A 23,346-nucleotide genomic window follows, 5' to 3' on the forward strand; every position below is an offset into this window, starting at 1 on the left:
GATGAATTTATCAATTTAGCCGAGTGAAGGCAAAATACCACCAGAAATCATAATTTGAATCGCAATGATGATCATACCAACAGTACCAGCCATAAATAGTGCTAATTTTCCGCCCGCAACTTGGTAAGTGCTAGCGTTGGAGTAAGTGGTAGCGTTTGAGTCCTGAGGTTGCTGCTGAGTAAAACGGACTTTGTAGACCATCACGGTAGGCAACAGAATGGCTAGTACTGCGAGGGCAATTGCTGCGTATCCAAGTGCCATGATGAATCCTTGAGGGTAAAACAGTGCGAAAATCAGTGGTGGAACGAAGGTCACTAGCGCTGTTTTTATGCGCTTGCCTTCGCCCAATTTGTCATTTAGAGAGTCACCCATAAATTCAAACAGACCTAAGCTTACGCCAATAAAAGATGTCAACAGTGCTAAGTCGGCAAAGACACCCACGATCATACTAAGGTTGGATTGCTGTACGGTTTCAGAAAGTGATACCAATAACGCACCTAAGCTAGAGTCATTCAAAAGCTGCTCTTGGCTAACTACACCTAGCGTTACGCTTTGCCAAAACACGTAAATGATAAGAGGTAATGCTGAACCCACAACCATCACCTTGCGTAGAGAGCGCACGTCGCCATCTAGGTAACGAACGATAGAGGGGATGCTACCGTGAAAGCCAAAAGATGTGAATACAACGGGAATCGCAGCGACAATTAGACCTTGTTGCAATGGCATACTCAGCAGGTATTGAGAGGTTACGTTTGGAGCAAGAAAACTCAGCACTAATATCATTGCAATTAGCTTTAAGCCAAATAGAACGCGATTAACTTTGTCGACACTGTGTGTACCAATCGTTACAACAGTCGCAACGATGACAGTGAAGAGCAGTGTCGTAAGTTGGTTACTTATCTCTAGCCCAGTTAACTGCATAACGCGTTGATTAAACTGCGCGCCGCCACCAGCGATGTAGGCAGCACACAATGCGTAAAACAGGAACATTACAGCAAAGCTCGCTATCCACTTACCTTTATTACCGAGAATGTTGTGCGCCAAAGTGTGAAGTGTTGCGTCAGACTCTGCAAATTGGTGTAGCTCGACCATAAGAAGAGCCGTGAATGCCATCAGTGCCCACAGGCCGATCATTAGAAGAAGTGAAGTTGAAAAACCGATACCAGCAGAAGCAAGAGGAAGTGCGAGCATGCCGGCACCAATCGTGGTACCTGCGATGATCAAAGTACTACCGAAAACCTTTGATTTATTCATTGTATATAATTCTTTACGTTATGTGGTTTTTTATTGGCTGATACACTAGTTTCGTTGTCTATAGCCAATAATAATATTGGATTGGTGCCATTTTGTGGGACTTTTATGATGAATGCAAGACTAAACGTAACTTTAAATATCCACTGTAAACTAAATTATACAGACTGGGTGGTGTAATCCGTGTGATGCGCAATGCAATCGTTTATCTATGATCTGATTCATAGTTTGATGAAGAAAAGATTGAGTAGTTTGCATGTGACCAGTAATAGTGTGGACGCGCGACCCAACTTAGGAGATAAGGATCCCATAGCGCGAATGCCGATTTAGAGCAGAGGTGTGCTGCTCAAAAAAAGTGCGCATTAAATTTGTTGGGAAACACGGAGTTTCTTCATAAATCTGTCATATTTAACACACAATATGGAGACACTTAGTTGTAGGGGCGAAAGCCCATGATAAGGAATAGAAGGGCACAATATGAGTGACCAATATTTTAATGACGAAAGTCTCGAACTGTTAGATGCAATGGAAATAGGTATCGACCTATCCGATTACGAACAGGCTGTTCAGCAGTTAGCTGAAGAGATGTTTAGCTCGTCAAACTAACCTACGTCCTCATTAAAGTTGGCTAAGATTAGGGAGTATGTTTACTATATCTCCAATTGGCTCTACTTTAATGAGGTTCAATGAACTTTCTTGCCCATCTACATATCGCAAACCATTGTCGTAGTGACTTAGCAGGCAATCTGCTTGGCGATTTTGTCAAAGGCGACCCTTCAAAGCGTTATTCTCAGCCCTTAGTCGATGGTATTCGACTGCATCGATTTGTTGATAGTTACACTGATTCTCATGTTATCTCTAAACAAGCGAAGACACTCTTCAGAAAAGAGACTCGGCGTTTTGCCCCAATTGCGCTTGATGTCTTTTGGGATCACTGCTTAGCCACAAACTGGTCAAAGTATTCTAACTCTTCACTGAAACAATTCTGTAAGAATTCACATAGTAAGATAAGCCAAGATTCCGAGACGCATTGGCCAGAGAATTTTCTTTTGGTCCACCAGAAAATGTCCCAGCAACGCTGGTTAGAAAGTTACGAATCGATGGGTTCAATCGCTACGGTATTAGAGAGAATGTCTTTACGAAGGCCAAGACTTGGCGTACTGAAAGAGTGTTTTGATGACCTCTCTGTTAATTATGATAAGTTGCAGTGTCACTTTATTCAGCTTTACCCGGATGTACTTGAGCGCGCTTGGCAGCATCGGCAGCAGCAAATTGAAATGTTAGCAAAGAAAAATCAATGACAAAGGTAAACAGTTCCATTGGGGTTTGCTACAATCCGCGCCTATTTCTACTTTGAGCACCATTTTATGTCTGATACAAACCAAACTTTTGAACAATTGGGTCTTTCGGAACAGTTGCTGTCTACATTACAGACGCTAAATTTCACAACCCCGACAAGGGTGCAAGAGCAGGCGATCCCACTCGTGTTAGAAGGTAAAGACGTACTGGCTGGTGCTCAAACGGGTACGGGTAAAACCGCGGCATTTGGTTTACCAATCATTCAACGTTTGTTGGCTAGCCAAGACAATGTGATTCCAAATCCAAAACTGGTGAGAGCTTTGGTATTAGTACCAACGCGCGAACTCGCACAGCAAGTCTTCGACAACATTACCAGTTATGCTGAAGGCACGGGGCTTAAAATTGTGGTTGCTTATGGCGGCACTAGTATGAAAGTTCAAACCGACAATCTAAAAGCGGGCGCGGATATTCTGATCGCGACACCAGGGCGTTTGATTGACCATATGTTCACTAAGAACATCATGCTTAGCCAAACAGAAGTTCTTGTGCTTGATGAAGCAGATCGCATGCTTGATATGGGCTTTATGCCAGACATCAAACGCATATTGAAACGCATGAATGATGTTCGTCAAACACTGTTCTTCTCTGCGACTTTTGACAACAAAATCAAATCTATTGCGCATCGTATGATGGAGTCTCCAAGTGAGATTCAAGTAACGCCAACCAATAGCACGGCTGAAACCGTAAAACAGATGGTTTACCCAGTAGATAAGAAGCGCAAAAGTGAACTATTGGCTTACTTGATCGGCTCTAAAAACTGGCAGCAGGTCCTAGTCTTCACTAAGACTAAGCAAGGTACTGATGAGTTAGTTAAAGAGTTGAAGTTAGATGGCATCAAAGCAGCTTCAATCAATGGTGATAAAAGCCAAGGTGCTCGCCAAAAGGCGCTGGATGACTTTAAGTTAGGTAAAGTACGAGCTTTGATTGCAACCGATGTTGCGGCGCGTGGTATCGACATCCAACAATTGGAACAGGTTGTTAACTACGATATGCCTTACAAAGCTGAAGACTATGTTCACCGCATTGGCCGAACTGGTCGTGCTGGCAATACCGGCCTGGCTGTTTCTTTAATGAGCAGAGATGAAGAGTACTTGCTTGAAGCGATTGAGCGTTTGCTTGATAAGCGTCTACCACAAGAGTGGTTACAGGGCTTTGAGCCTAGCTTGATTGAAGAGGTTGAGCCAGAGCGCACAGGTCGTCGTGGTAAAAGCCGTTCATCTGAAAAACGTAAGATGAAGGCGAAGCTTAAGATCCACCAAAATCGTGGTAAAGCTCGCCGTTAATCGTTAACTAAAATAAGTTAAAAAACAGGCGCCTTGGGTTGTTTCCCTTGGCGCCTTTTTATACCAATCACAGTAAGTAAGTGATCAAAAATAGCGCAGGAAAAAGGCTTGAGAACAAGGCAGCATTTTTCGATAAGTAGTTATTCTACAATCAAAAATTCTAACGCAGTTATCGAGCCTTTTAACAAGCTAGGGTGAGCAATTATTTACTACGATTGGTATTATTATTCGATTTATTTTGCGCTTCTTATTTCGCCATTGCTGCACTTCCATACACAAGGCACATCATAGATCAGCTCTTCAAGGCTGGTCGGATTAAGAATCCACTCTTCGTCAACGTTGTAGGTGTTGATCATCTGTTTGTTAAACATCTGCCAATGGTTCATAAGCGCTTCATTTGGTGTCGCAACCATACCACGTTCATTCCATGTACTTTCCATAAGCGGAGTTAGGCACACGGCAGCGTTAGCATAGATGATCATTTGCCATTTAATTTCATAAATCTTGATTGGGTGTTCTGGGTGTGCAGCATTATATTCATCAGCAAGCATGTTGATCTCTTGCTCGACGTTACCGACATTATCGATGAAGTAGTCAACTAGGTTGTCTTCTTGTCGCACCGAGTCTGAAATTAGCTGTATTGGTCTGCGAGAGTGAATCATATTGGTAAACAGCCGCATAGAAAACAGATACAGGGTGATCTTTGGTGCGACATCTTTTGGCAGCTCTTGCATGATTTTGGCTATATAAGCTTGGAAATACACATGCAAGCAGTCACTAATCGCGTGCCAAATTTTCTCTTTGCTACCAAAGTGATGACGGATCAAGCTGTGAGAAACACCGGCTTTTTCACTGATGTTACGCAATGAAACACGATCGTAGCCTTGGTCACAGAACAACTCCGCCGCGATGCTCATGATCTGAAAACGTGTTTCTTCAGCATCTTTGGCACTTCTACGACCTTGCTTTTTTTCCGTCATCGTCATTTTTTCTGTCATTGTCATATCGCAAATTAGGATGATGTTCTAATTCTACACTGTTTTTGTTGAAATAAAAAATACTGCACAGGTGGAAAGTAAAGCTTGTGAAATCCTTCTATTTAAATATACTGCACACCTGTGTAGTAAATCATAATAATTAAATGGAGCCGCTTAATGCAGTCCAAGTCACCTTTAAGAGCCAATTCGGTACAAGCGCTAGGAGCTATTGTCACAGCCATGCTTCTCTCTAGCGTCTTGACTGGATGTAACAAAGTACAATCAGAAGAAAATGAACTGGTTATCAAGCCAGTGAAGTTATTGGAGATCCCGAAGCAGACCAATATCGAGTTGGATAGCTATATCGCAAAAGTGGATGCAACCGACCGTGCAGCACTCTCTTTTCAAGTGGGTGGCCAGATCGAAAAATTTGCGGTTCGTATGGGGCAAAATGTCAAAAAGGGCGAGACACTGGTTGTTTTAGACTCGACAGATTTCCGAATCGCACTCGATGCAGCGCAGGCAAAGTATGATCTTGCAAATAGTCAGTACCAACAAGCTTCAGAACTTTATGCTAAGAAGTTGGTGAGTACCGATTACTACGACCAAGCAATGAATAACTATACCGCTGCTGGTGTAGAACTTGAGCAAGCGAAAACCAACCTAGGTTATACAAAATTAGTGGCGCCTTTTGATGGGGTCGTGTCGATAGTTTTTGGCAAGCAACATCAAGTTATCGCCGAGAAACAGCCTGTTCTCAACATTTTGAACCAAGGTGCTATGGACGTTACCTTCTCGGTCCCTGTCGCCAAACTAGAAGATCGTAGCATTAGCGATTTTGTTCAATCCAACATGTGGGTCGTGATGGACAGTCATCGCGGTATTCGCATTCCGACACGTTTCAAAGAGATCTCGACTCAACCGGATGAAGATACCAACAGCTACCAAGCGGTTGTTTCAATTCAAAAGCCAGCTGAGTTGAATTTACTTTCTGGTATGACTGCTCAGGTCGAAGTTCAAAAATCCAGCGATGAAAAGGGTATCGGTATCGTCGACTCTGCTTGGGTAAGCAAAGATGAAACCCAAGGCGAACTGTGGCGTTACAACCCTGTATCTCAAATGATTTCGAAAGTGACGGTTGCATTGAATGAACATGGTCGCGTTGTTGGCGGTTTGTTGGGCGGCGACTTTATTGTCGAAGCGGGCGTAGATGCATTGGTTGATGGACAGCAAGTGAAAGCTTGGACGCGAGAGGGCGGAATTTAATGAAATTCAATAAATTGGCGGTCGTTGTTGCTTCAACGCTAGTGCTCGCCGCGTGTAACAACGAAACCGCACACAGAGAGCAGCCAACGCTAACGGTATCGACTTTTGAAGTGAAAGCACCTCTTAAAGAGCAGTTCCGCAATTTCAACGGCCAAGTGATGGCTGCAGAATTGACTCCATTGGCATTTCGCATCGCCGGTGAGATTGACCAAGTGCTCGTAGAAGCGGGCGACGTGGTCAAGAAAGGACAGCTTTTAGCAACAATTGATGGCGACACTTACCGCCAAGATGTAGTAGACGCTCAGTCTCAATATGATCTTGCAAAAAAGCAGTTAGCACGTGGTAAAGAGATGTTTGCAAGCAAGATGCTTTCAAAGTCTGAATTTGACCAACTGACAGCGAACTTTAGGCTTGCGTCTGCCAATTTAGCGTCGGCTAAACAAGCGCTGGGATATACCGAGTTGCACGCACCGTTCACCGGAACTGTTTCTACCGTCGATAAAAAGCAATTTGAAAATACCAAACCGGGTGAAACACTTTTGAGCCTATACCAAAACGATAAGGTGTATGTGCGAATCCAAGTATCAGACTCCATTTTGGCTGCGATTAGCCCAGATATGCGCTCTAACAGTTACCGCCCGAATGCGACTTTTGGCGGTATTGATGGCGCTTACCCTCTGACTTATTTAGAGCACACGAGTGAATTACACCCTCAATCGAGAACTTACGAGTTTTGGATGTCGATGCCACAGCTAGACACTCCAGTTATGCCAGGTACTAGCGTTACCGTAAACGTTGATATGGCAAAAGCGGGGTTGAGCGACGTGCAAGGTTATCAACTGCCTATGACCACTCTACAAGCAGGCTCGGCAGAAAATGAGTTTTATGTATGGAAACTCGAAGATGGCCAAGCCTATAAAAACCTAGTTGAGATAGAAAAAATCAGCGGTCAAGGTGCGCTTATCGCACATGGTGTAGAGCAGGGTGATCAACTGATCAACTCCAACTTACGCAAACTACGTGATGGAATGAAATTGTCAGGAAAAGAAGAATGAACATCGCAGAATATTCAATAAAAAATAAAGTTATTAGCTGGCTGTTTCTGGTTATTTTGGCGATTGGTGGTGTGAGCTCTTTTAGCAATCTTTCACGTTTAGAAGACCCAGCATTTACGATCAAAGATGCGATGATCATCTCTACCTATCCGGGCGCAAGTTCTATGGAGGTAGAAGAGGAGCTGACTTACCCGCTAGAGAAAGAGATTCGACAACTTCCTTATATCGATAAGATTACGTCTACCTCGTCAGACGGCATGTCGCAGATCATGGTGAGCATGAAGATGGATTACGGTCCTGATGAGCTCCCTCAGATCTGGGATGAAATGCGTCGTAAGATCAACGATCTACAGCCAACACTTCCAAGTGGCGTGCAGTCTGTTCAGATCATTGATGACTTCGGTGATGTATTTGGTGTAATGCTAATGCTAACGGGTGATGGCTACGACTATGTTGAGCTAAAACAGTATGCCGATTATCTGACTCGTGAGTTAGAGCTTGTCGACGGTGTCGGTAAAGTCAGCATTGCTGGTGATCAGCAGGAACAACTTTTTGTTGAGATGTCTCTGGAGCGTTTAGCCGCTCTAAACTTGGACATGTCGACCGTCACTTCTCTGCTTGCTCAACAGAACAGTGTGGTTTCTTCTGGTGAAGTGATGCTCAATGGACAAAGCCTTGCGATTAAACCAAATGGAACACTAAGCACAGTTGAAGAGCTAGAAAACCTGATCATCCACGGTCGAGATACGGGCAATCTTATCCGTCTAAAAGATGTATCGACGGTAACACGAGGCATCGCGGAAAAACCGGGTAATGTACTGACGTACAACGGTAAGCCAGCTATCAACATCGGGATTGCGTTCTCTTCTGGCGTTAACGTGGTGGAGATTGGTCAAGCACTCGATGCAGAGCTCGAACGTCTTGAATCGATCAAGCCTGCAGGTATTGAGCTGAACTATTTCTATAACCAAGCACAAGAGGTTGATAAATCCGTATCAGATTTCATCATTAGTTTGGTCGAAGCGGTCGCGATTGTTATTGTCGTTCTCTTGTTTGCAATGGGATTGCGTAGCGGTGTGATCATCGGCTTAGTTCTGCTGCTTACGGTGTTTGGTACCTTCATTTTGATGGACTACAACGAAGTAGAGCTTCACAGGATATCTTTGGGTGCATTGATCATTGCACTGGGTATGCTGGTGGATAATGCCATTGTTGTGGTTGAAGGTATCTTGGTTGGACTTAAGAAGGGTAAAACTAAGCTACAAGCCGCGAAAGACATTGTGACTCAAACGCAATGGCCGTTACTAGGCGCCACCATTATCGCGATTACAGCGTTTGCTCCTATTGGTCTATCAAAAGATGCAACCGGTGAATTCATGGGTTCGCTGTTCTGGGTATTGTGTTTCTCACTTTTCCTAAGCTGGATCACCGCTCTAACACTGACACCGTTCCTAGCCGACTTGATGCTCAAGGAAGAAGACAAAACAGGCGCGGATGAAGATCCATACAAAGGTATTTTGTTTGTCGTATTTGGCGCGATGCTTAAGTTTGCACTGAGATTCCGTTGGTTAACCGTTGCGAGCATGGTCGGTCTATTGGCTGTATCGGTTGTTGGCTTCAGTATGGTGAAGCAGCAGTTCTTCCCAGCGTCGAACACACCAATGTTCTACGTTGATATGTGGATGCCAGAAGGCACGGATATCCGTGAGACCATTAAACAAACAGAGAAAGTAGAGAGCTACATTCGTAAGCTGGACAATGTTGAGTTTGTGACCACAACAGCGGGTCAAGGTATGCAACGTTTTGCCCTGACTTACCAACCAGAAAAGAGCTATGAAGCCTACGCTCAACTGCAAGTAAGAACGACTGATCGTGACACCATGTTCGCGACACTTGAAAAGCTTGATGAAAAACTGGCGATTGAGTTTGAACAGCCAACGTTCCAGTTTAAGTTGATTGAATTTGGTCCATCACCTGCGTCTAAAATCGAGGCGCGTGTTATCGGTCCAGATCCAGATGTACTGCGCACTATTGCGACTGACGTAGAAAACATCTTGCTTGCCGATCCTGGTGCTCGCAACGTACGTCACGACTGGCGCGAACGTACTAAAGAGTTGGTGCCTCTATTTAATGAGTCTAAGGCGCGTCGTTTAGGTATCTCGAAGGCGGATCTGTCTCATACTCTGCAAATGGCGTTTGGTGGATACAACATCGGACTGCTGCGTGATGGTACACACATGCTGCCTATCGTTGCCCGTTTGCCTGAAGAAGAGCGTTTTGATTTTGAATCATTAAATAACGTCAAGATCTGGAGCCCATCACTACAGACATACATCCCAGTTGAGCAAGTGATTGATGGTGTAGAGTTACAATGGTCGGAGCCTCTGATTCAGCGTAAGAACCGTAAACGCACGTTAACCGTATTGGCTGATCATGATGTATTAGGCGATGAAACACCAGCAAGTCTATTTGCTCGAGTACAACCGAAAATCGAAGCACTACCACTTCCTTCTGGTTACAGCATAGAGTGGGGTGGTGAATATGAATCTTCTAAGGATGCACAAGAGTCGCTATTTGGCTCATTGCCAATGGGCTATCTGCTGATGTTCATCATTACAATGCTTCTGTTTAACTCGGTGCGTAAGCCTTTGGTTATTTGGTTCACGGTGCCACTGTCTATCATCGGTGTATCAATTGGTCTGCTGAGTACCAACATGCCATTTAGCTTCACGGCGTTTTTGGGCCTACTCAGTTTGAGTGGCATGATCTTGAAAAATGGGATTGTACTCCTAGATCAAATTAACAGTGAACTAGAGACAGGAAAAGATCCATACCTAGCGGTTGTGGACAGTGCAATCAGTCGTGTACGACCTGTATCAATGGCGGCATTGACCACGATCTTAGGCATGATTCCATTAGTCTTTGATGCTTTCTTTGGCTCGATGGCCATTACCATCATGGCGGGCTTAGGCTTTGCTACGGTACTGACTCTTATTGTTGTACCTGTGATGTTTGCCATCTTATTTCGAATCAAACCGTCCACTGCGGGATATTAAGGATTGATATAAACGATTCGTTTTAGCCAAGCCCAGCCTCAAATAGGTTGGGCTTTTTTTGATCTTAATAAACTTGATGAGCAACAGATGTGATGAAGGTTAATTAGATACGTTTTTGAACTCAGATTGCGACTTGAACATCTAATTCAATGGGAGCTGGCATTGCAAGAAAGTAACCCTGATACATATCGAACCCCATTGTTTTCATTAGTTCTAGCTGTTTATGGGTTTCGATACCTTCGATTACAGTCTGAGCATTGATCGATTTAGCCAGTGCAAGAACATCATGTATCGGTTTTGCGTTTCCTTGCTCAAATTCCAGCATTAATGAACGATCAACTTTTATTATGTGAGGGGTGATATGACGAACTCTTCCCTCATTTGAAGCTTGAGTACCGTAGTCATCAACAGCGACTTTAAAACCATTTTCTGCCAGTGAAGCGGCCGCATCTTTTAGTCTCTCTTCGCTATCTGCGGTCAGTTCGACCAATTCCATAACAATCTGTTCTGGCGATAGGTTAAGTTCGACCAAGCGTTTAACCAGCAAGCTATCACTGACATTAGAGTTGGCAAACAGTTCGCCAACATTAGGCAGAACATTAAGGAAGAGTTGAAGGTGGCGAGAGGTTGACTGAGCAAAGTTTCGGACGTGGATTACGCGGCTCAAACGCTCGACATTGATTTTGTCATCGATGGATGTTTCGTCAGAGTGTAAGTAATGATCAGGCCTAATAGCTTGCTCGTTTTCGTCGGTGATTCGAACTAAGGCTTCAACACCAATGGGTTCCATTTCTGCGTTAAAGATGGATTGATAAACGCTTCTTAAAGTTAGGTTTTTGTACTTAGCAATAAATTGCATCCGATCATCAACAGAGATGCACTTAACGAATTGACTACGGTCAGATAAAATCATACTTAATTAAAGATAGTCCATTTAAGGGATGATAAATTCCTTGTTTCACAATACTGGACATGAGTAGGTAGATTGTCAATTAATAAAAGAACTATTAACACGTTATAAATATAAATTATTACTTTATAAATTGTTGAAAAGTATATTTTTTTCGTTGGGGGTTTGGATTGTGTGATTTATGGTGTAATCGCTATCTAACTAATGTGTTGTGTATCGCAGTGCTAGAGTTACGTTTCGCGTATTTCAACCGTATATCGTGATAATAATCAAAATATAGGTTTGATTTTGGCTCAACATCAAATTTATAGAAATTGAATGAAGTAGCTCATATCTAAAGGTGAGTTACCATAGAAATTAAATGTGAAATAAATCAACGATATATTTAATAAATAAAAACTAAACAACCAGTGTTTTTCTTTTGAGCGGCGTATTTCATTGCTTAACGAATAGAGGTGAGAATTTAATCCTGAAGCTTAAATTAAACCCACTGTATAACTGCGTAAAGTTGGATGTACTTGCGCACCAGTTGTTGACTATTTGAGCGTTTTAGCGGGTGTCCAAATTTGATGAAGCAAGGGGATATGCCGAAGTTTGTGTTCAAGTCTGAGGCAAATTGCGAATCACTTTCTTGTAAGGTAATACCTTGTTGACTGTATTCGGTAATTTCATCGGGTAGATCACCCATCCACCAATGCAGCAGTTCGCGACTGTGTTTGCTACGACTTATCCAATGATCCGAAACAATAATAAGTAAGTCATTTGGCTGGATGGCGTAGCCATATTCGCCAAGCCAGTGATAAACATCGACCAGAAGTTTCTTTCGACAGGTTTTGCCTGCGCTCACCATATGATGACTGATAACCCATACCGTACCAATTTCAGACGAGACGCGGAAATGTCGCGCCGTTTCATTAAGTGGCAGCATATCAAGCGGATGAATCATACTCTCGTGATCAAAACTAATCAGTGTGTGTTGCATACGTCGTGAAAATGCTTTGCCGAGGTGATGCTCACTGATTCCTTGATTATGAACGGTAGGGTAGTGATGTTCGCACAACTTCAAGCAATCTTCTTGAAAAAGGTTGATGCTCTGTATCACGAGATCTAATAACAATGACTGTCCTTATACATGGCTACAATGTTGGTATTTGAATAGTAAGGTAATGACTGTGTAATTTGCCAACAACAATGGTTCAGTTCTTGATCGCATTATCAAAATTAAGGTATCTGTCGATTTTTATGTTGTAAGCGCGCCAATGGCGTTTACCATTTATGAATTAGTAATAGTTAGACAGACTTATGAGGGAGCGATGACCATAGAGTTAGACAGTAAACAAAAGGCGAGAATGACAGAATCATTGCAACGCTATTTGCAAGATGAGCTTGATGTCGAGATAGGCCAATTTGATGCGGATTTTCTTGTTGATTTTATCAGTAAAAAGTTCGGTGCGGTCTACTACAACAAGGGAATTGAGGATGCGCAAAAGGTGATGGAACGTAAGATGCTTGACATCGGCGATGAACTGTACGAGATCGAGCAGGTCGTTGAGTTATAGGTAAATTCATCTTATTCAAATTATTCGAACAACTTGTTTGAGTTTTAGTGATGTCATTTATGTAAAGCTAAGTAAATAATATGTTGCAACAATACAGAGTAATGTACGCTCTTCAAACTATACCAACTGCAACCATTTGGAATGACACATGAGCAATAATGTAAAGAACTATAATCCAATAGCTAGACTGTTGCACTGGGCATCAGCCTTGACCATTGTTGGTTTATTCGGGGTTGGCCTATGGATGGTTGACCTCTCTTACTACAGTGAGTGGTACAAGACGGCCCCTGACTGGCACCGATCTATCGGTATTATTTTGGCTGCCGTGACTCTTTTCCGACTCTTCTGGAAAACAGTGACTGCGTCACCAAGCGTTGAGGGTAAGAGCTACGAAGTGATTGCAGCGAAGGCGGCTCACGGCTTTATGTATCTAAATCTGTTGGCTTTATTCGTGTCTGGCTATTTGATTTCGACATCAGACGGTCGTGGCATAGATGTTTTCAACTGGTTCACGGTTCCAAGTATGGGAGAGCTATTTGCAAATCAATCCGACTTGGCAGGAACTGTACACTACTATGCAGCTTGGGTACTGATTGTACTAGCATCAGTTCACGCATTGGCTGCGATTAAACACCACATTATCGACAAAGACGATACGCTACGAAAAATGATAGGAGCATCAAAATGAAAAAATCAATTATCGCTACAGGACTAGCCTTTGCTATGGCAATGCCTTTCGCTGCGAACGCTGCTGATTACGTGATTGATACAAAAGGCGCACACGCGTCTGTTAACTTCAAAGTGAGCCACCTTGGTTACAGCTTTATTAAAGGACGTTTCAACACATTTTCTGGTGATTTCTCATTTGATGAAAGCAACGTAGAAGCGTCTAAAGTGAACGTTGTGGTTGACACTACTAGCCTTGACTCAAACCATGCGGAACGTGACAAGCACATCCGTAGCAGCGATTTTATCGATGCGGGAAAATTCTCTGAAGCGACATTCAACAGCACAAAAGTGGTTGATAACGGTGACGGTAAACTGGCTGTAATGGGTGACTTAACGCTACACGGTGTAACTAAACCTATTACTATCGATGCTGAATTTGTCGGTGCTGGTCAAGACCCGTGGGGTGGTGAGCGAGCAGGTTTCATCGGTACTACTCGTCTAGAGCTGGCTGATTTTGATATTAAAGTCATGGGCGCTTCTAGCTACGTTGACATGGAACTTCACGTAGAAGGCATCAAGAAGTAAGTCGAATAGACTAACCTCTGTCTCACAAATACAGAAAGGCGCAAAGCAGATGCTTCGCGCCTTTTTTATTAAGCCATGAGTCTTTTAGATTGGTTGTGATTGTGTCTTGAATGACGTTATCCAAATTGTATCACTATTACCAAGACATCTTATTTAGCCACACGTTGTTATCACGTGTTCGGGTTACTCTTAGAATTACGCTGTCTCAAGTCCTGCTTCTTTTACCACGTTTAAGCGGTCGCCATAGATAGGGCGAAGTGCTTGCATCACTTCAGTACGAGTTAGAACACCTACCATTGCGCCATTTTCAAGAACTGGAAGCATGTGTGGTTGACTCACTTTCATCGCTTTCGCGCGCTCTTCTAATGAAAGTGTTGTAAAGCGAGTTGCAATGCCCATGCTAGATGTTGGATACAACTGCTCTTTGTCGATGCATAGGAACTCAGCCACATCAACAAGTTTGTCGTTTGCATCAATCGCGACAACATCACGGCTCATCAAATCGACAACCTTCTGACCCGCTGTTGGAATGTAATCTTGGCACCAAAGGTCGACCATCACGTCGTGAATTGAGAACACACCTACTAAGCGACTTTCTAAATCACACACTGGTGCACTGACTTGTTGTGCATCTAACAGAGTGTCGATAGCAACCGCAGTCGGCATTTCAACAGATAGAGTGGTTGGGTTCGTGTTCATAATGGTTTTGATGATTGTATTGGTGTTCATAGTTTGTTCCTTAACTGACGTAATTTGAGTTGTTTGCGTTATTGCTGTTATTTTTGCCGCTTTTAGTTGCGGTCTGCGGTAGATACTCCAATTCGCTAAGCCAACGAGTACAGAGCCACCTACGATATTTCCAAGTGTCACTGGCAGTAGGTTTGCCGTGACGAACTGCATGACGTTGAGATCGGCGTACGCGGTAGGTGTCATTCCGATTTGTGTCCAAAAACTCTGTGGTGCAAAGTTTTGAATCACAATACCCAGTGGCACCATGAACATGTTTGCCACGCAGTGCTCAAAGCCTGTGCTGACGAACATGGCAACGGGTAGCACAGTCATCATTGCTTTTGTCATTGCATTGGCAGAGCTGAAGGTCAACCAAATTGCTAAACAAACTAGCAGGTTACAAAGCACACCTAAAGCAAATGCTTGAATCGGACTGTGATGGAGTTTGTGTTGTGCAATGTTTAATGCGTTGAGTCCCCATTGACCACTGTCTAACTGGTAGAGGCCAGCCGCACTCACAAGAGCGAGTAGAAACATCGCGCCAATAAAGTTGCCCACATATACTTTTCCCCAAATCGACAGCATCTTGCCAAAGGTGATCTGTTTGTTTGCCCAAGAGATGCTAGATAGCACCGAACTAGTAAACAACTCACCGCCACAGATGACGATTAAGATAAGCCCCATACTGAAGGCGAGTCCACCAGCTAAGCGGCTCAAACCCCATCCAGCGTCGGCACTGCCGGTCGTGACTGTGATGTAAAACAGGAAAGCGAGCCCGATAAATGCACCAGCCATAATCGCAAGACTCAGAGTCATACTGCTGGTTTTACTCGCTTTACTGAGTGCAAATTTTTCTGCTTCGGCCATCATTTCTGTCGGCGAAAACAGTTGGTGATTATCAGAAGTGCTGGTCGCCATACCCCCTCCTTGAACAATCCGTCATATGTGATTCCTAGTGTTAATACCTAAGTGAATGGTGAATGTTGCAGCCATTAAATCATTGCTGCCCATTCAGATTACGAGTGCTGGGGGTAGAGGTAAAATTGATAATATTTAAAAACCACATCAGAAATATTGATATAGGAAAATGACAGGGTACAATGAAACCGATTGCTCACAGACTTTATAAAAAAAGAGCGTCGGAATAGAGATAATTACAAGAAATTAAGGAAGAAATTTGCGTTATTCATTAAAGCAACTCGCCGTCTTTGACGCCGTTGCAGATTCCGGAAGTGTAAGCCAAGCGGCGGATAAGCTTGCACTGACTCAGTCGGCTACCAGTATGTCACTCGCGCAACTTGAAAAAATGCTAGGCAGACCCTTGTTTGAAAGGCAGGGGAAGCAGATGGCGTTAACCCATTGGGGTATGTGGTTGAGACCGAAAGCGAAACGCCTTCTCCAAGATGCGCAACAGATAGAAATGGGTTTCTACGAGCAGCATCTTCTCAGTGGCGAGCTGCGTCTTGGTGCGAGTCAAACTCCAGCGGAACACCTGGTTCCTGATCTCATCAGTATTATTGATAACGACTTTCCGGAAATGCGCATTTCACTTGGTGTGCAAAGTACACAGTCGGTTATTGAAGGCGTTCTCGATTATCAATATGACTTAGGAGTTATTGAAGGTCGCTGTGATGACAATCGGATTCACCAAGAAGTGTGGTGTACAGACCATCTCACCGTTGTTGCCTCGGCACATCACCCATTTGCTAAGCGTGAAAGAGTGAGTTTGGCTCAACTTGAGCAAGCGAAATGGGTGCTTCGTGAGCATGGTTCAGGTACTCGCAAAGTTTTTGATAGCTCTATTCATCATTTAATTGCCGATCTGGACGTTTGGCGAGAGTACGAACACGTACCTGTACTGAGAAGTCTGGTGGCAAATGGCCCTTATCTTACTTGTTTGCCTTACCTGGATGTTGAACGCTTTATCGAATCGGGTCAGTTAGTTACTTTAAATGTACCTGAATTGGAGATGGAGAGAACACTCTCATTTATTTGGCGTGCAGATATGGCCGAAAACCCGTTAGCTGAGTGTATTAAGCGTGAAGGAAAGCGGATGATGAAGAGTCGTCCTTCCATTCTATAATCGTTAATCCACCATTTCCTTGATACCGATATCTGTTGAATAAGCGATATCGGTCTCTATATTGTGATAATTCATAACCCTCATACATTATTATTGTGATCTAGATCTCCAGATTCCGCTGCGACTTACCATACTATGCCTACTTGATTTCAAGTGAGGCTGAACATCGTGGTGCTACATGGGCACTATGCGTTCAGAAATAGTATGAGTACATTAGTCGCGATTTCGTTAACAACCGGTATTTTGTCAGGTCTTTGGGGCTGGATTGCTATCTCTTTTGGTTTGCTCTCATGGGCGGGCTTTTTGGGGTGCACCAGTTATTTCGCATCACCTACCGATGGTGTGAAAGGGCTGCTTAGCAGCTTACTCACTAACATGACAGGTGTCTTTTGGGCAATGGTAATCATTCATGGCTCTACCTTTGCTGGATTAGAGATCCTAGGCTACGTAATCACTGCTATTGTTGCTTTCTTTATGTGTATTCAAGCAAAGCAAACCTGGTTAGCTTACATTCCAGGGACCTTCATTGGTTCTTGTGCAACGTTTGCCGCTGCTGGTGATTGGCAACTTGTGGTGCCTTCACTACTGCTAGGTGGTGTGTTTGGTTACTTGATGAAAACCAGTGGCGTATGGCTTCACGAAAAATCATCTCAATCTTCTCAAAAGACAGAACAACATGCCAACCGTGTTGAAGCATAAGTTATTGAAATAGATAATTTTAAATTTCAATAGTGTGGCAGATTGGATATGTCCCTGTGAAAGATAACCCCCAATTAATTTGTATAGATTCTTTATACAGGCACACCATCTTCGGTGTGCCTTTTTTCTTTCAAAGGCGTAGGATGCGCAGTTTCTACTATCCATTCTGTCTGGCAATGATGAGTCAAAAGCAGAGCATCATAACCAAGCAACTAGGTATTGCCGTTTGCCATCGTTATCACACGTTTAAGAGTCCAACGAAGCAGTAAAGGGATGCATTCAAGACCACGCTTCTCACAGTGTGAGACAATCGCGAGCGCCAAATCGGGTTTTGCGTGCTTCTTCAATACACGTGCAACGACCTTTTTGGGTGGAATAGGGTGATCAGATGGGATCTTCACCATATCTCTAAAGAAATCCTCAAAACCATTCATATAAAGGTAATGTTCGATATCTTTTTCTGGTAGCTCTGTGAGACGATGCCGTGGTTGGTCGTTATCGAGTTTAGCGAGCACAGTTGCAGCGTACTTTTTGCCGGCTGCATCGCCATCAGTCACAACATGCCAGTCGATACCAAACTCTTTGGCCACTTTAATCAGTGCCTTCAGTCCAGATTGGGCGAACTCTATGATCTGTACACCTTCTGCAGCCAAATTGTAACCGCATTGGTTCGCCAGCTCATTGAACAGCCATACCTCCGTTTCTCCTTCTACTAATAGCCAGCACCGAGCGAATAAGGCCCCTGAGCGGTGAAAACGAATATGAAAACCGATACGACGTAATTCATCTTTACTAAAGTGGGAGATGTTTAGCTGGTTAGCGATGGTTTTGTCTGACTGACGAACCAAACGACGAATAGAGTGCAACGGCACGAACGCCAACAACTCACCACTATTGGTGGTTAAGATTTTTTGCATCGGCAGTTTTTGCAACAAGCTCCAGGCTCTCGCAAGATGTGTCGGGTGTAAGCGACCTTCAGGATCTTCTAGGATCAAAAGTGGCCGAGCACAACGCCTTAGATCATTCGGCCCTTTGGCATGCAGATAAGCATTGAGTAGGCCCATAAATAGTAGACGTGTCTGATTATTACTGGTCTGTTCAACGAGTTCATGAATGCTCTTCTCTTGAATGCTCGTTGAATACATCAATCCATCGCGTGGTTTACGCGGGTTTTTACGTGACACGCTCTTAAATGAGAAATAGTGCTCAATTAGGCTCTGCATCGAGTCTAAACTACTACGCATCTCGCCTTTGTTAACATGCCCCGGTATTGCCATAAGTCGACGGCAGGTGTTATCGATACGCTTTTCAATCCGAGTTTGATGGCCGTTGCCATTCCCATTGCCATTAAATGGACGATCAAAATGACGTGCATCTCGAAGGCGGATAACGGGGTGGAGAGTCATTAATTCTTGAGCAAGTTTCTCAGAATGGTGCAGTTTAAGTGGATTACCATCTGTATCGAGAAACGCGTAGTGGGTTGTCGTTTCGTACTGTTCAAGTGTTGCACTGATTCTGTAATAGATTCGATGATGACCATACTCATCTTGAACCCATACTGGTTTGAGTTTTCGATAACGCCCTGCATTCAGTTCTGACCTGTCGTTCGCCTTGAGCGAAAGCACAATCTGAAGATGTTGCGACTGTGGGTGTGAGACGGAATAGTCTACGTGAAAGTCCGTCATCTCGAATTGATAAGGCACACCATCGGCGGGAAGGACAACGGACAAAGCATCAAGCAGTGAGGACTTACCCCAAGTATTCTCACCGATTAACGTTGTGAGTTCATCGAATGCCAATGACATTCGTTTGATACCCCTGAATCCAGAAATCTCGATTCGTTCTAACTGCATAGGCTCACTCCTAACAAAAGATCTGCTAATACTTTGAAAGCAAACAGATATCTATAATCATAATCGATATTTTTGTGTTAGGTGTGTTTTACGGTCACAAAACAGAATCTAAAGTTTAACCAACCGAATGTGATTGCTTGACCAATCACGTCTATTTTTTTGCAGTGCTGTTTCATAAAATTCACGATTCTGTCATGATTCCCAACTTAGTATGAAGGGAAGAAGAGAGAGAACATATGACTAAAAAGAATAAGCCAGCGAAACTGGTACTGGCGCATATTAATGACACCCACTCATACTTTGAACCAACGTCATTACAACTATCATTAAAAGTGAATGAGCAAATCATAGAGCCTTATGTCAGTGCTGGTGGTTTTGCTCGAATAGCAACTCGATTCAAGCAGCTCAAAGAAGATGCCACTCGACAAGGTAAAGATACGCTGTTTTTGCACGCCGGCGACTGCTTCCAAGGGACGTTGTACTTTTCTCTGTTTAAGGGGAAAGCCAATGCTGACTTATTGAATGCCTTAAACATCGATGCGATGACGCTCGGTAATCACGAACTCGATATGGGCAATGAACCTGTTGCAGAGTTTGCCAAGCGCATCGAGTTTCCACTACTGGCGGGGAACTGGAATTTGTCGAATGAGGATATCAATAAAACTCATACCTTAGCGGACAATAGCCAAGTTAAAGCTTTCCTTCCTGAAACTCAGAGTGCTAGCTACATCACCAAAGAATTTGATGGCGAGCCTGTCGCAATCTTTGGCCTTAGTATCGATCAGATGGATCTGATCGCAAATCCCGATGTTGACACTCCGTTTGAGAACGCCGTTTCGACTGCAAGAGCAACCATCGCTCAAATTCAAAAAGAGGGTATCAATAAAATCATTTTACTCAGCCATTTAGGTTATGAAGGTGATTTAGACTTGGCACGTCAGGTTGAGGGTATTGGGCTGATTGTAGGCGGCCATAGTCATAGGTTACAGGGTGACTTCTCCGATGTCGGGCTGGTTAAAGATGATGAATATGGGGTGAAAGTCAACGATACTTATGTCGTTCAAGCTGGATTCCATTCCATGTCTTTGGGGCACTGTGAGATTGAGTTTGACGAAACTGGCAAAGTGGTCAATTTTAATGGTCGAAATGAACTGCTTCTTGGTCGTCGTCTGTTCATCGATGCAAAACTCAGTGAAGTCGGTCAGGATGATGCTCATGACGTTGCTTGTGAATACCTCAATAATCATCCACTTATATCCGTATGTAAAAAAGACCAAGATATTCAGTACATTTTAACAGACAAGTACCTGCCGCGAGTGCGTCAGTTGCAGCAACAAATTATCGCTACAGCAACGGATAAACTACGACATGTTCGAGTGCCCGATGAAGAAGGGCCAAGTGAGCTAGCACCACTTGTGGCTCAGTCGTTCCATTATGCGATGAATCAACGAGGTTTGAATGTGGATTTTGCGATTCATAATGCTGGTGGTGTTCGTAACTCTTTAAATGCTGGTGATGTATCGGTGGCGGATATTGCCGGAAAGCTACTGCCATTTGCCGTACCGATCGGCACATATCAAATTAATGGCGAGACGATTGCCGCTACATTAGAGGGCGCAATCAACAATGCGCTCGATAACGGTGTGGTCGGTACAGGCTCTGGTAGTTTTCCTTATACCTATAATCTAAGATTTTGTTACCACGCTGAAGCACCGATCGGGCACCGAATCCATCATCTCGAAATCTATCGCAATGGTGACTGGAATGCTGTCGAGCGCCACAAAGTGTATCGTGGCTCGTCATCAGCCTATACCATGAAAGGCAAAGAAGGGTATGACGCTGTACTCAATATGAAGGGAGAAGGCTCAGTGACGACTTTATCTATGGCCGATTGTTTCATTGAGTTTTTGGAGGCTAATCCAGAGGCGTTAAACAGTCGTTACGCGCAGAACTGTTTGGTTTGTTACAAAAAAGCACATTAATACTTTATTGGTATCTTTTTTGCTTGATGTTTCGCAGTTGCTCTATTTGGCAGGAGACGAAACATGTGGAAGAAAGATTGGTTGGATGCGGTAGCGGTCGTAGGTTGGGTGTCGGTTTGGTCGGCGCTGGTTTACTTCGTCCCAATTTCTGGGCTATAGCAAAAACTTAGGGGTAAATGCTACCCTAAAGTGAACGACGACAAAAACAGAAAGGGGCTTGTGCCTCTTTTTGTTCTTCTGATGCAAATTTATATAGACGAAACACAAATTCAGGAATATTATCCACGCGTTTGGGGAGTAGTTAGCGCAAGTTTACGTATCGTCATCTCGTTAGGCCAAGTGTCTATCCGGTGCGTAAAGGTGAAATCCCATATTTCACTTCAACGAGACCAACGCAATCACAATCAAGTACCATTTTGGCCCTTGATCTGTTTCGTTTGCGGAAGGTCTTTGAACAGTTTCTTCCGCCCGGAGGAATAATGAACTCAACTCAATCTCTTTTATTAAATCAACAAGACGCGTTATCGACATCACCTGATGTGATGACCTACGTGGGCTTTTTCGTATTGACGTTAGTCTTAGTTTCTATCGATATCTATCAAACTCGTGGTGGTAATGTCACCATCAAAAAAGCGACGGTATGGAGCATATTTTGGTTTCTGCTTGCGTTTCTGTTTGCCGGTTCAATCTACCTATTTTGGGAATTTTACGCGCCTCATAGCCATTACACGGCAGAGAAAGCAACCGTCTCGTTTATCACTGGCTACTTGTTAGAGAAATCACTTAGCGTTGATAATCTGTTTGTGTTCGCGATGATCTTTGGTCAGTACCAAGTTCCTGAGCATTTACGCCCTAGAGCTTTATTATGGGGAGTGATTGGTGCTCTCGTACTTCGCGCGGTGATGATCGCATTGGGGGCTCAGCTGTTAGCGCAATACCACTGGGTGCTTTATGTGTTTGCAGCATTCCTCATTGCGACGGGAGTGAAATTGGCTCTCGACAAAGGTGAAGAGGAGAGCGTAAATACGTTACCTGAGAAGCTGCTGCGTAAAGTGATGCCAGTGACAGAGGAATATCATGGCGCTTCTCTAATGGTGAAACATGGCGTCAAATGGATGATCACTCCAATGATGTTGGTGATTGGTGCGATTGCGGTCATGGATGTCATGTTCGCACTGGATTCTATTCCAGCAATTTTTGCAGTGACACAAGAACCGTTCCTAGTGTTGGCCGCTAACGTATTTGCGTTGTTAGGTCTTCGCTCTCTGTACTTTGTACTACAAGGCATGATGGATAAGTTCATTTACCTCAAACCAGCGCTGGCGTTCATCATGGTATTTATCGGTATCAAGATGTTGCTCGTGGAAAGTGAATATGCGATTCCGACTTACTGGTCTCTGGGTGTTCTGATCACCACCATGACGGTCGCGGTCATAGCATCGATTTATGGAAATAAGTCAGACATAGAGCAGACAAATTAAAGTCAAAATAACTTATCTATAGTTTGCTTTTTTCTAAGAGGCTAAGAGAACATTGAATTTATCTATGTAAATTTTATGTGATCTTAGCCTCTTTGTTTAGAGTCTAATTTGTACTAAATTCAAGTTTTAAGCGTAATTTTGAATTAAAATTCAATTTGTGTGAGTGTGTATTCTACACGATTGTTAATGGGTTGTTTTATAAGAAAATCTAATCCGAAAGTCTAGTTTTTGTCATTTTTTAACCGGCAAATAATCGCCTATTATTCACATCAACAAGACGAAACACCTAAAAATTTATAGAGAGGCAATCATGGCTCAAGCAATGCAGATGAATACTATCGCTGTTCCAAACTCTATGGATAAGAAGACCTACGCGGTTAACTTCAAAGGATTGATTGCACACATCATCGACATTCTGTTCGTTGATAACACTCCTCGTAGCTACTACGCAAGCGACCTTTCTGGTCACATGCAAAAAGATATCGGTATCTACCGTTAATCTTGCGAGACAAGAATAATTTAAAGCCAGCTCATGTAGCTGGCTTTTTT

Annotated in this window: 20 protein-coding genes; 14 read left to right on the forward strand and 6 right to left on the reverse strand. The window is 43.5% G+C overall.

Annotation, left to right across the window (positions count from 1 at the left end; genetic code table 11):
* Positions 1-15: 15 nt before the first annotated feature.
* A complete protein-coding gene (locus AC6I7V_RS19765) occupies positions 16-1,254 on the reverse strand; it encodes an aromatic amino acid transporter (RefSeq protein WP_498011987.1) in 1,239 nt (412 codons plus the stop codon).
* Between the two features lie 474 nt (positions 1,255-1,728).
* On the opposite strand from AC6I7V_RS19765, the gene AC6I7V_RS19770 reads away from it, so the two are divergent.
* The 3 genes from AC6I7V_RS19770 (at position 1,729) to AC6I7V_RS19780 (ending at position 3,893) form a co-directional block, all read left to right on the forward strand.
* Positions 1,729-1,857 carry a hypothetical protein gene (locus tag AC6I7V_RS19770; protein ID WP_255231879.1) on the forward strand — a complete coding sequence of 43 codons (129 nt, stop codon included), beginning with the start codon at positions 1,729-1,731 and terminating at the stop codon, positions 1,855-1,857.
* Positions 1,858-1,937: 80 nt separating this feature from the next.
* Positions 1,938-2,552, forward strand: coding sequence for an acyl carrier protein phosphodiesterase (locus AC6I7V_RS19775; RefSeq protein ID WP_255231878.1), 615 nt, complete (start codon positions 1,938-1,940; stop codon positions 2,550-2,552).
* A 66-nt stretch (positions 2,553-2,618) separates the two neighbouring features.
* Complete coding sequence (locus AC6I7V_RS19780; protein ID WP_498011988.1) at positions 2,619-3,893, forward strand: DEAD/DEAH box helicase; 1,275 nt, start codon at positions 2,619-2,621, stop codon at positions 3,891-3,893.
* Positions 3,894-4,126: 233 nt separating this feature from the next.
* On the opposite strand, the gene AC6I7V_RS19785 is transcribed toward AC6I7V_RS19780, so the two are convergent.
* Complete coding sequence (locus tag AC6I7V_RS19785) at positions 4,127-4,873, reverse strand: TetR/AcrR family transcriptional regulator (RefSeq protein WP_498012382.1); 747 nt, start codon at positions 4,871-4,873, stop codon at positions 4,127-4,129.
* Between the two features lie 174 nt (positions 4,874-5,047).
* On the opposite strand from AC6I7V_RS19785, the gene AC6I7V_RS19790 reads away from it, so the two are divergent.
* From AC6I7V_RS19790 to AC6I7V_RS19800, 3 genes are read left to right on the forward strand one after another with little or no spacing between them, the layout of a single operon-like run.
* Positions 5,048-6,136: an efflux RND transporter periplasmic adaptor subunit gene (locus AC6I7V_RS19790; RefSeq protein WP_498011989.1), complete on the forward strand. Its 1,089-nt coding sequence runs from the start codon at positions 5,048-5,050 to the stop codon at positions 6,134-6,136.
* On the forward strand, positions 6,136-7,191 hold the full coding sequence (locus AC6I7V_RS19795) for an efflux RND transporter periplasmic adaptor subunit (RefSeq protein ID WP_498011990.1): 1,056 nt from the start codon (positions 6,136-6,138) through the stop codon (positions 7,189-7,191). Before AC6I7V_RS19790 ends, AC6I7V_RS19795 begins: the two co-directional genes overlap by 1 nt.
* On the forward strand, positions 7,188-10,247 hold the full coding sequence (locus tag AC6I7V_RS19800; RefSeq protein ID WP_498011991.1) for an efflux RND transporter permease subunit: 3,060 nt from the start codon (positions 7,188-7,190) through the stop codon (positions 10,245-10,247). The genes AC6I7V_RS19795 and AC6I7V_RS19800 overlap by 4 nt, the downstream gene beginning before the upstream one ends.
* A 121-nt stretch (positions 10,248-10,368) precedes the next feature.
* Here AC6I7V_RS19800 and AC6I7V_RS19805 read toward each other — a convergent pair whose 3' ends face one another.
* A complete protein-coding gene (locus AC6I7V_RS19805; protein ID WP_261883672.1) occupies positions 10,369-11,106 on the reverse strand; it encodes an EAL domain-containing protein in 738 nt (245 codons plus the stop codon).
* A 532-nt stretch (positions 11,107-11,638) separates the two neighbouring features.
* Positions 11,639-12,274 (reverse strand): hypothetical protein, encoded by a 636-nt coding sequence (locus AC6I7V_RS19810; RefSeq protein ID WP_498011992.1) that lies wholly within the window; start codon positions 12,272-12,274, stop codon positions 11,639-11,641.
* Positions 12,275-12,470: 196 nt separating this feature from the next.
* Here AC6I7V_RS19810 and AC6I7V_RS19815 point away from each other — a divergent pair, with 196 nt between their 5' ends.
* From AC6I7V_RS19815 to AC6I7V_RS19825, 3 genes are all read left to right on the forward strand, one after another.
* Positions 12,471-12,716 carry a DUF2164 domain-containing protein gene (locus AC6I7V_RS19815; protein ID WP_255231871.1) on the forward strand — a complete coding sequence of 82 codons (246 nt, stop codon included), beginning with the start codon at positions 12,471-12,473 and terminating at the stop codon, positions 12,714-12,716.
* A gap of 148 nt (positions 12,717-12,864) precedes the next feature.
* Entirely contained in the window at positions 12,865-13,404 is a 540-nt protein-coding gene (locus AC6I7V_RS19820) for a cytochrome b (RefSeq protein ID WP_372067048.1), read from the forward strand.
* A complete protein-coding gene (locus tag AC6I7V_RS19825; RefSeq protein WP_372067050.1) occupies positions 13,401-13,970 on the forward strand; it encodes a YceI family protein in 570 nt (189 codons plus the stop codon). The genes AC6I7V_RS19820 and AC6I7V_RS19825 overlap by 4 nt, the downstream gene beginning before the upstream one ends.
* 195 nt (positions 13,971-14,165) lie before the next feature.
* Here the strand turns inward: AC6I7V_RS19825 and focA are convergent, their stop codons facing one another.
* Complete coding sequence (focA, locus tag AC6I7V_RS19830; protein WP_498011993.1) at positions 14,166-15,617, reverse strand: formate transporter FocA; 1,452 nt, start codon at positions 15,615-15,617, stop codon at positions 14,166-14,168.
* Between the two features lie 259 nt (positions 15,618-15,876).
* On the opposite strand from focA, the gene AC6I7V_RS19835 reads away from it, so the two are divergent.
* Together AC6I7V_RS19835 and AC6I7V_RS19840 are read left to right on the forward strand one after the other, a co-directional pair.
* A complete protein-coding gene (locus tag AC6I7V_RS19835; protein ID WP_255231867.1) occupies positions 15,877-16,782 on the forward strand; it encodes a LysR substrate-binding domain-containing protein in 906 nt (301 codons plus the stop codon).
* A 204-nt stretch (positions 16,783-16,986) separates the two neighbouring features.
* Positions 16,987-17,481, forward strand: a complete 495-nt coding sequence (locus AC6I7V_RS19840; protein WP_255231866.1) for a DUF1097 domain-containing protein — start codon at positions 16,987-16,989, stop codon at positions 17,479-17,481.
* Between the two features lie 212 nt (positions 17,482-17,693).
* On the opposite strand, the gene AC6I7V_RS19845 is transcribed toward AC6I7V_RS19840, so the two are convergent.
* Positions 17,694-19,334: a DUF2813 domain-containing protein gene (locus AC6I7V_RS19845; RefSeq protein ID WP_498011994.1), complete on the reverse strand. Its 1,641-nt coding sequence runs from the start codon at positions 19,332-19,334 to the stop codon at positions 17,694-17,696.
* A gap of 236 nt (positions 19,335-19,570) precedes the next feature.
* Here AC6I7V_RS19845 and AC6I7V_RS19850 point away from each other — a divergent pair, with 236 nt between their 5' ends.
* The 3 genes from AC6I7V_RS19850 (at position 19,571) to AC6I7V_RS19860 (ending at position 23,296) form a co-directional block, all read left to right on the forward strand.
* The gene (locus tag AC6I7V_RS19850; RefSeq protein WP_498011995.1) at positions 19,571-21,316 is read left to right on the forward strand and encodes a bifunctional metallophosphatase/5'-nucleotidase; all 1,746 of its coding nucleotides are present in this window, start codon (positions 19,571-19,573) and stop codon (positions 21,314-21,316) included.
* A gap of 479 nt (positions 21,317-21,795) precedes the next feature.
* Positions 21,796-22,797 (forward strand): TerC/Alx family metal homeostasis membrane protein, encoded by a 1,002-nt coding sequence (locus AC6I7V_RS19855; RefSeq protein WP_498011996.1) that lies wholly within the window; start codon positions 21,796-21,798, stop codon positions 22,795-22,797.
* 310 nt (positions 22,798-23,107) lie between these two features.
* The gene (locus AC6I7V_RS19860; protein ID WP_032552577.1) at positions 23,108-23,296 is read left to right on the forward strand and encodes a hypothetical protein; all 189 of its coding nucleotides are present in this window, start codon (positions 23,108-23,110) and stop codon (positions 23,294-23,296) included.
* The last annotated feature ends 50 nt before the right edge of the window (positions 23,297-23,346 follow it).

It is taken from the genome of Vibrio sp. KUL70 (assembly GCF_059725515.1).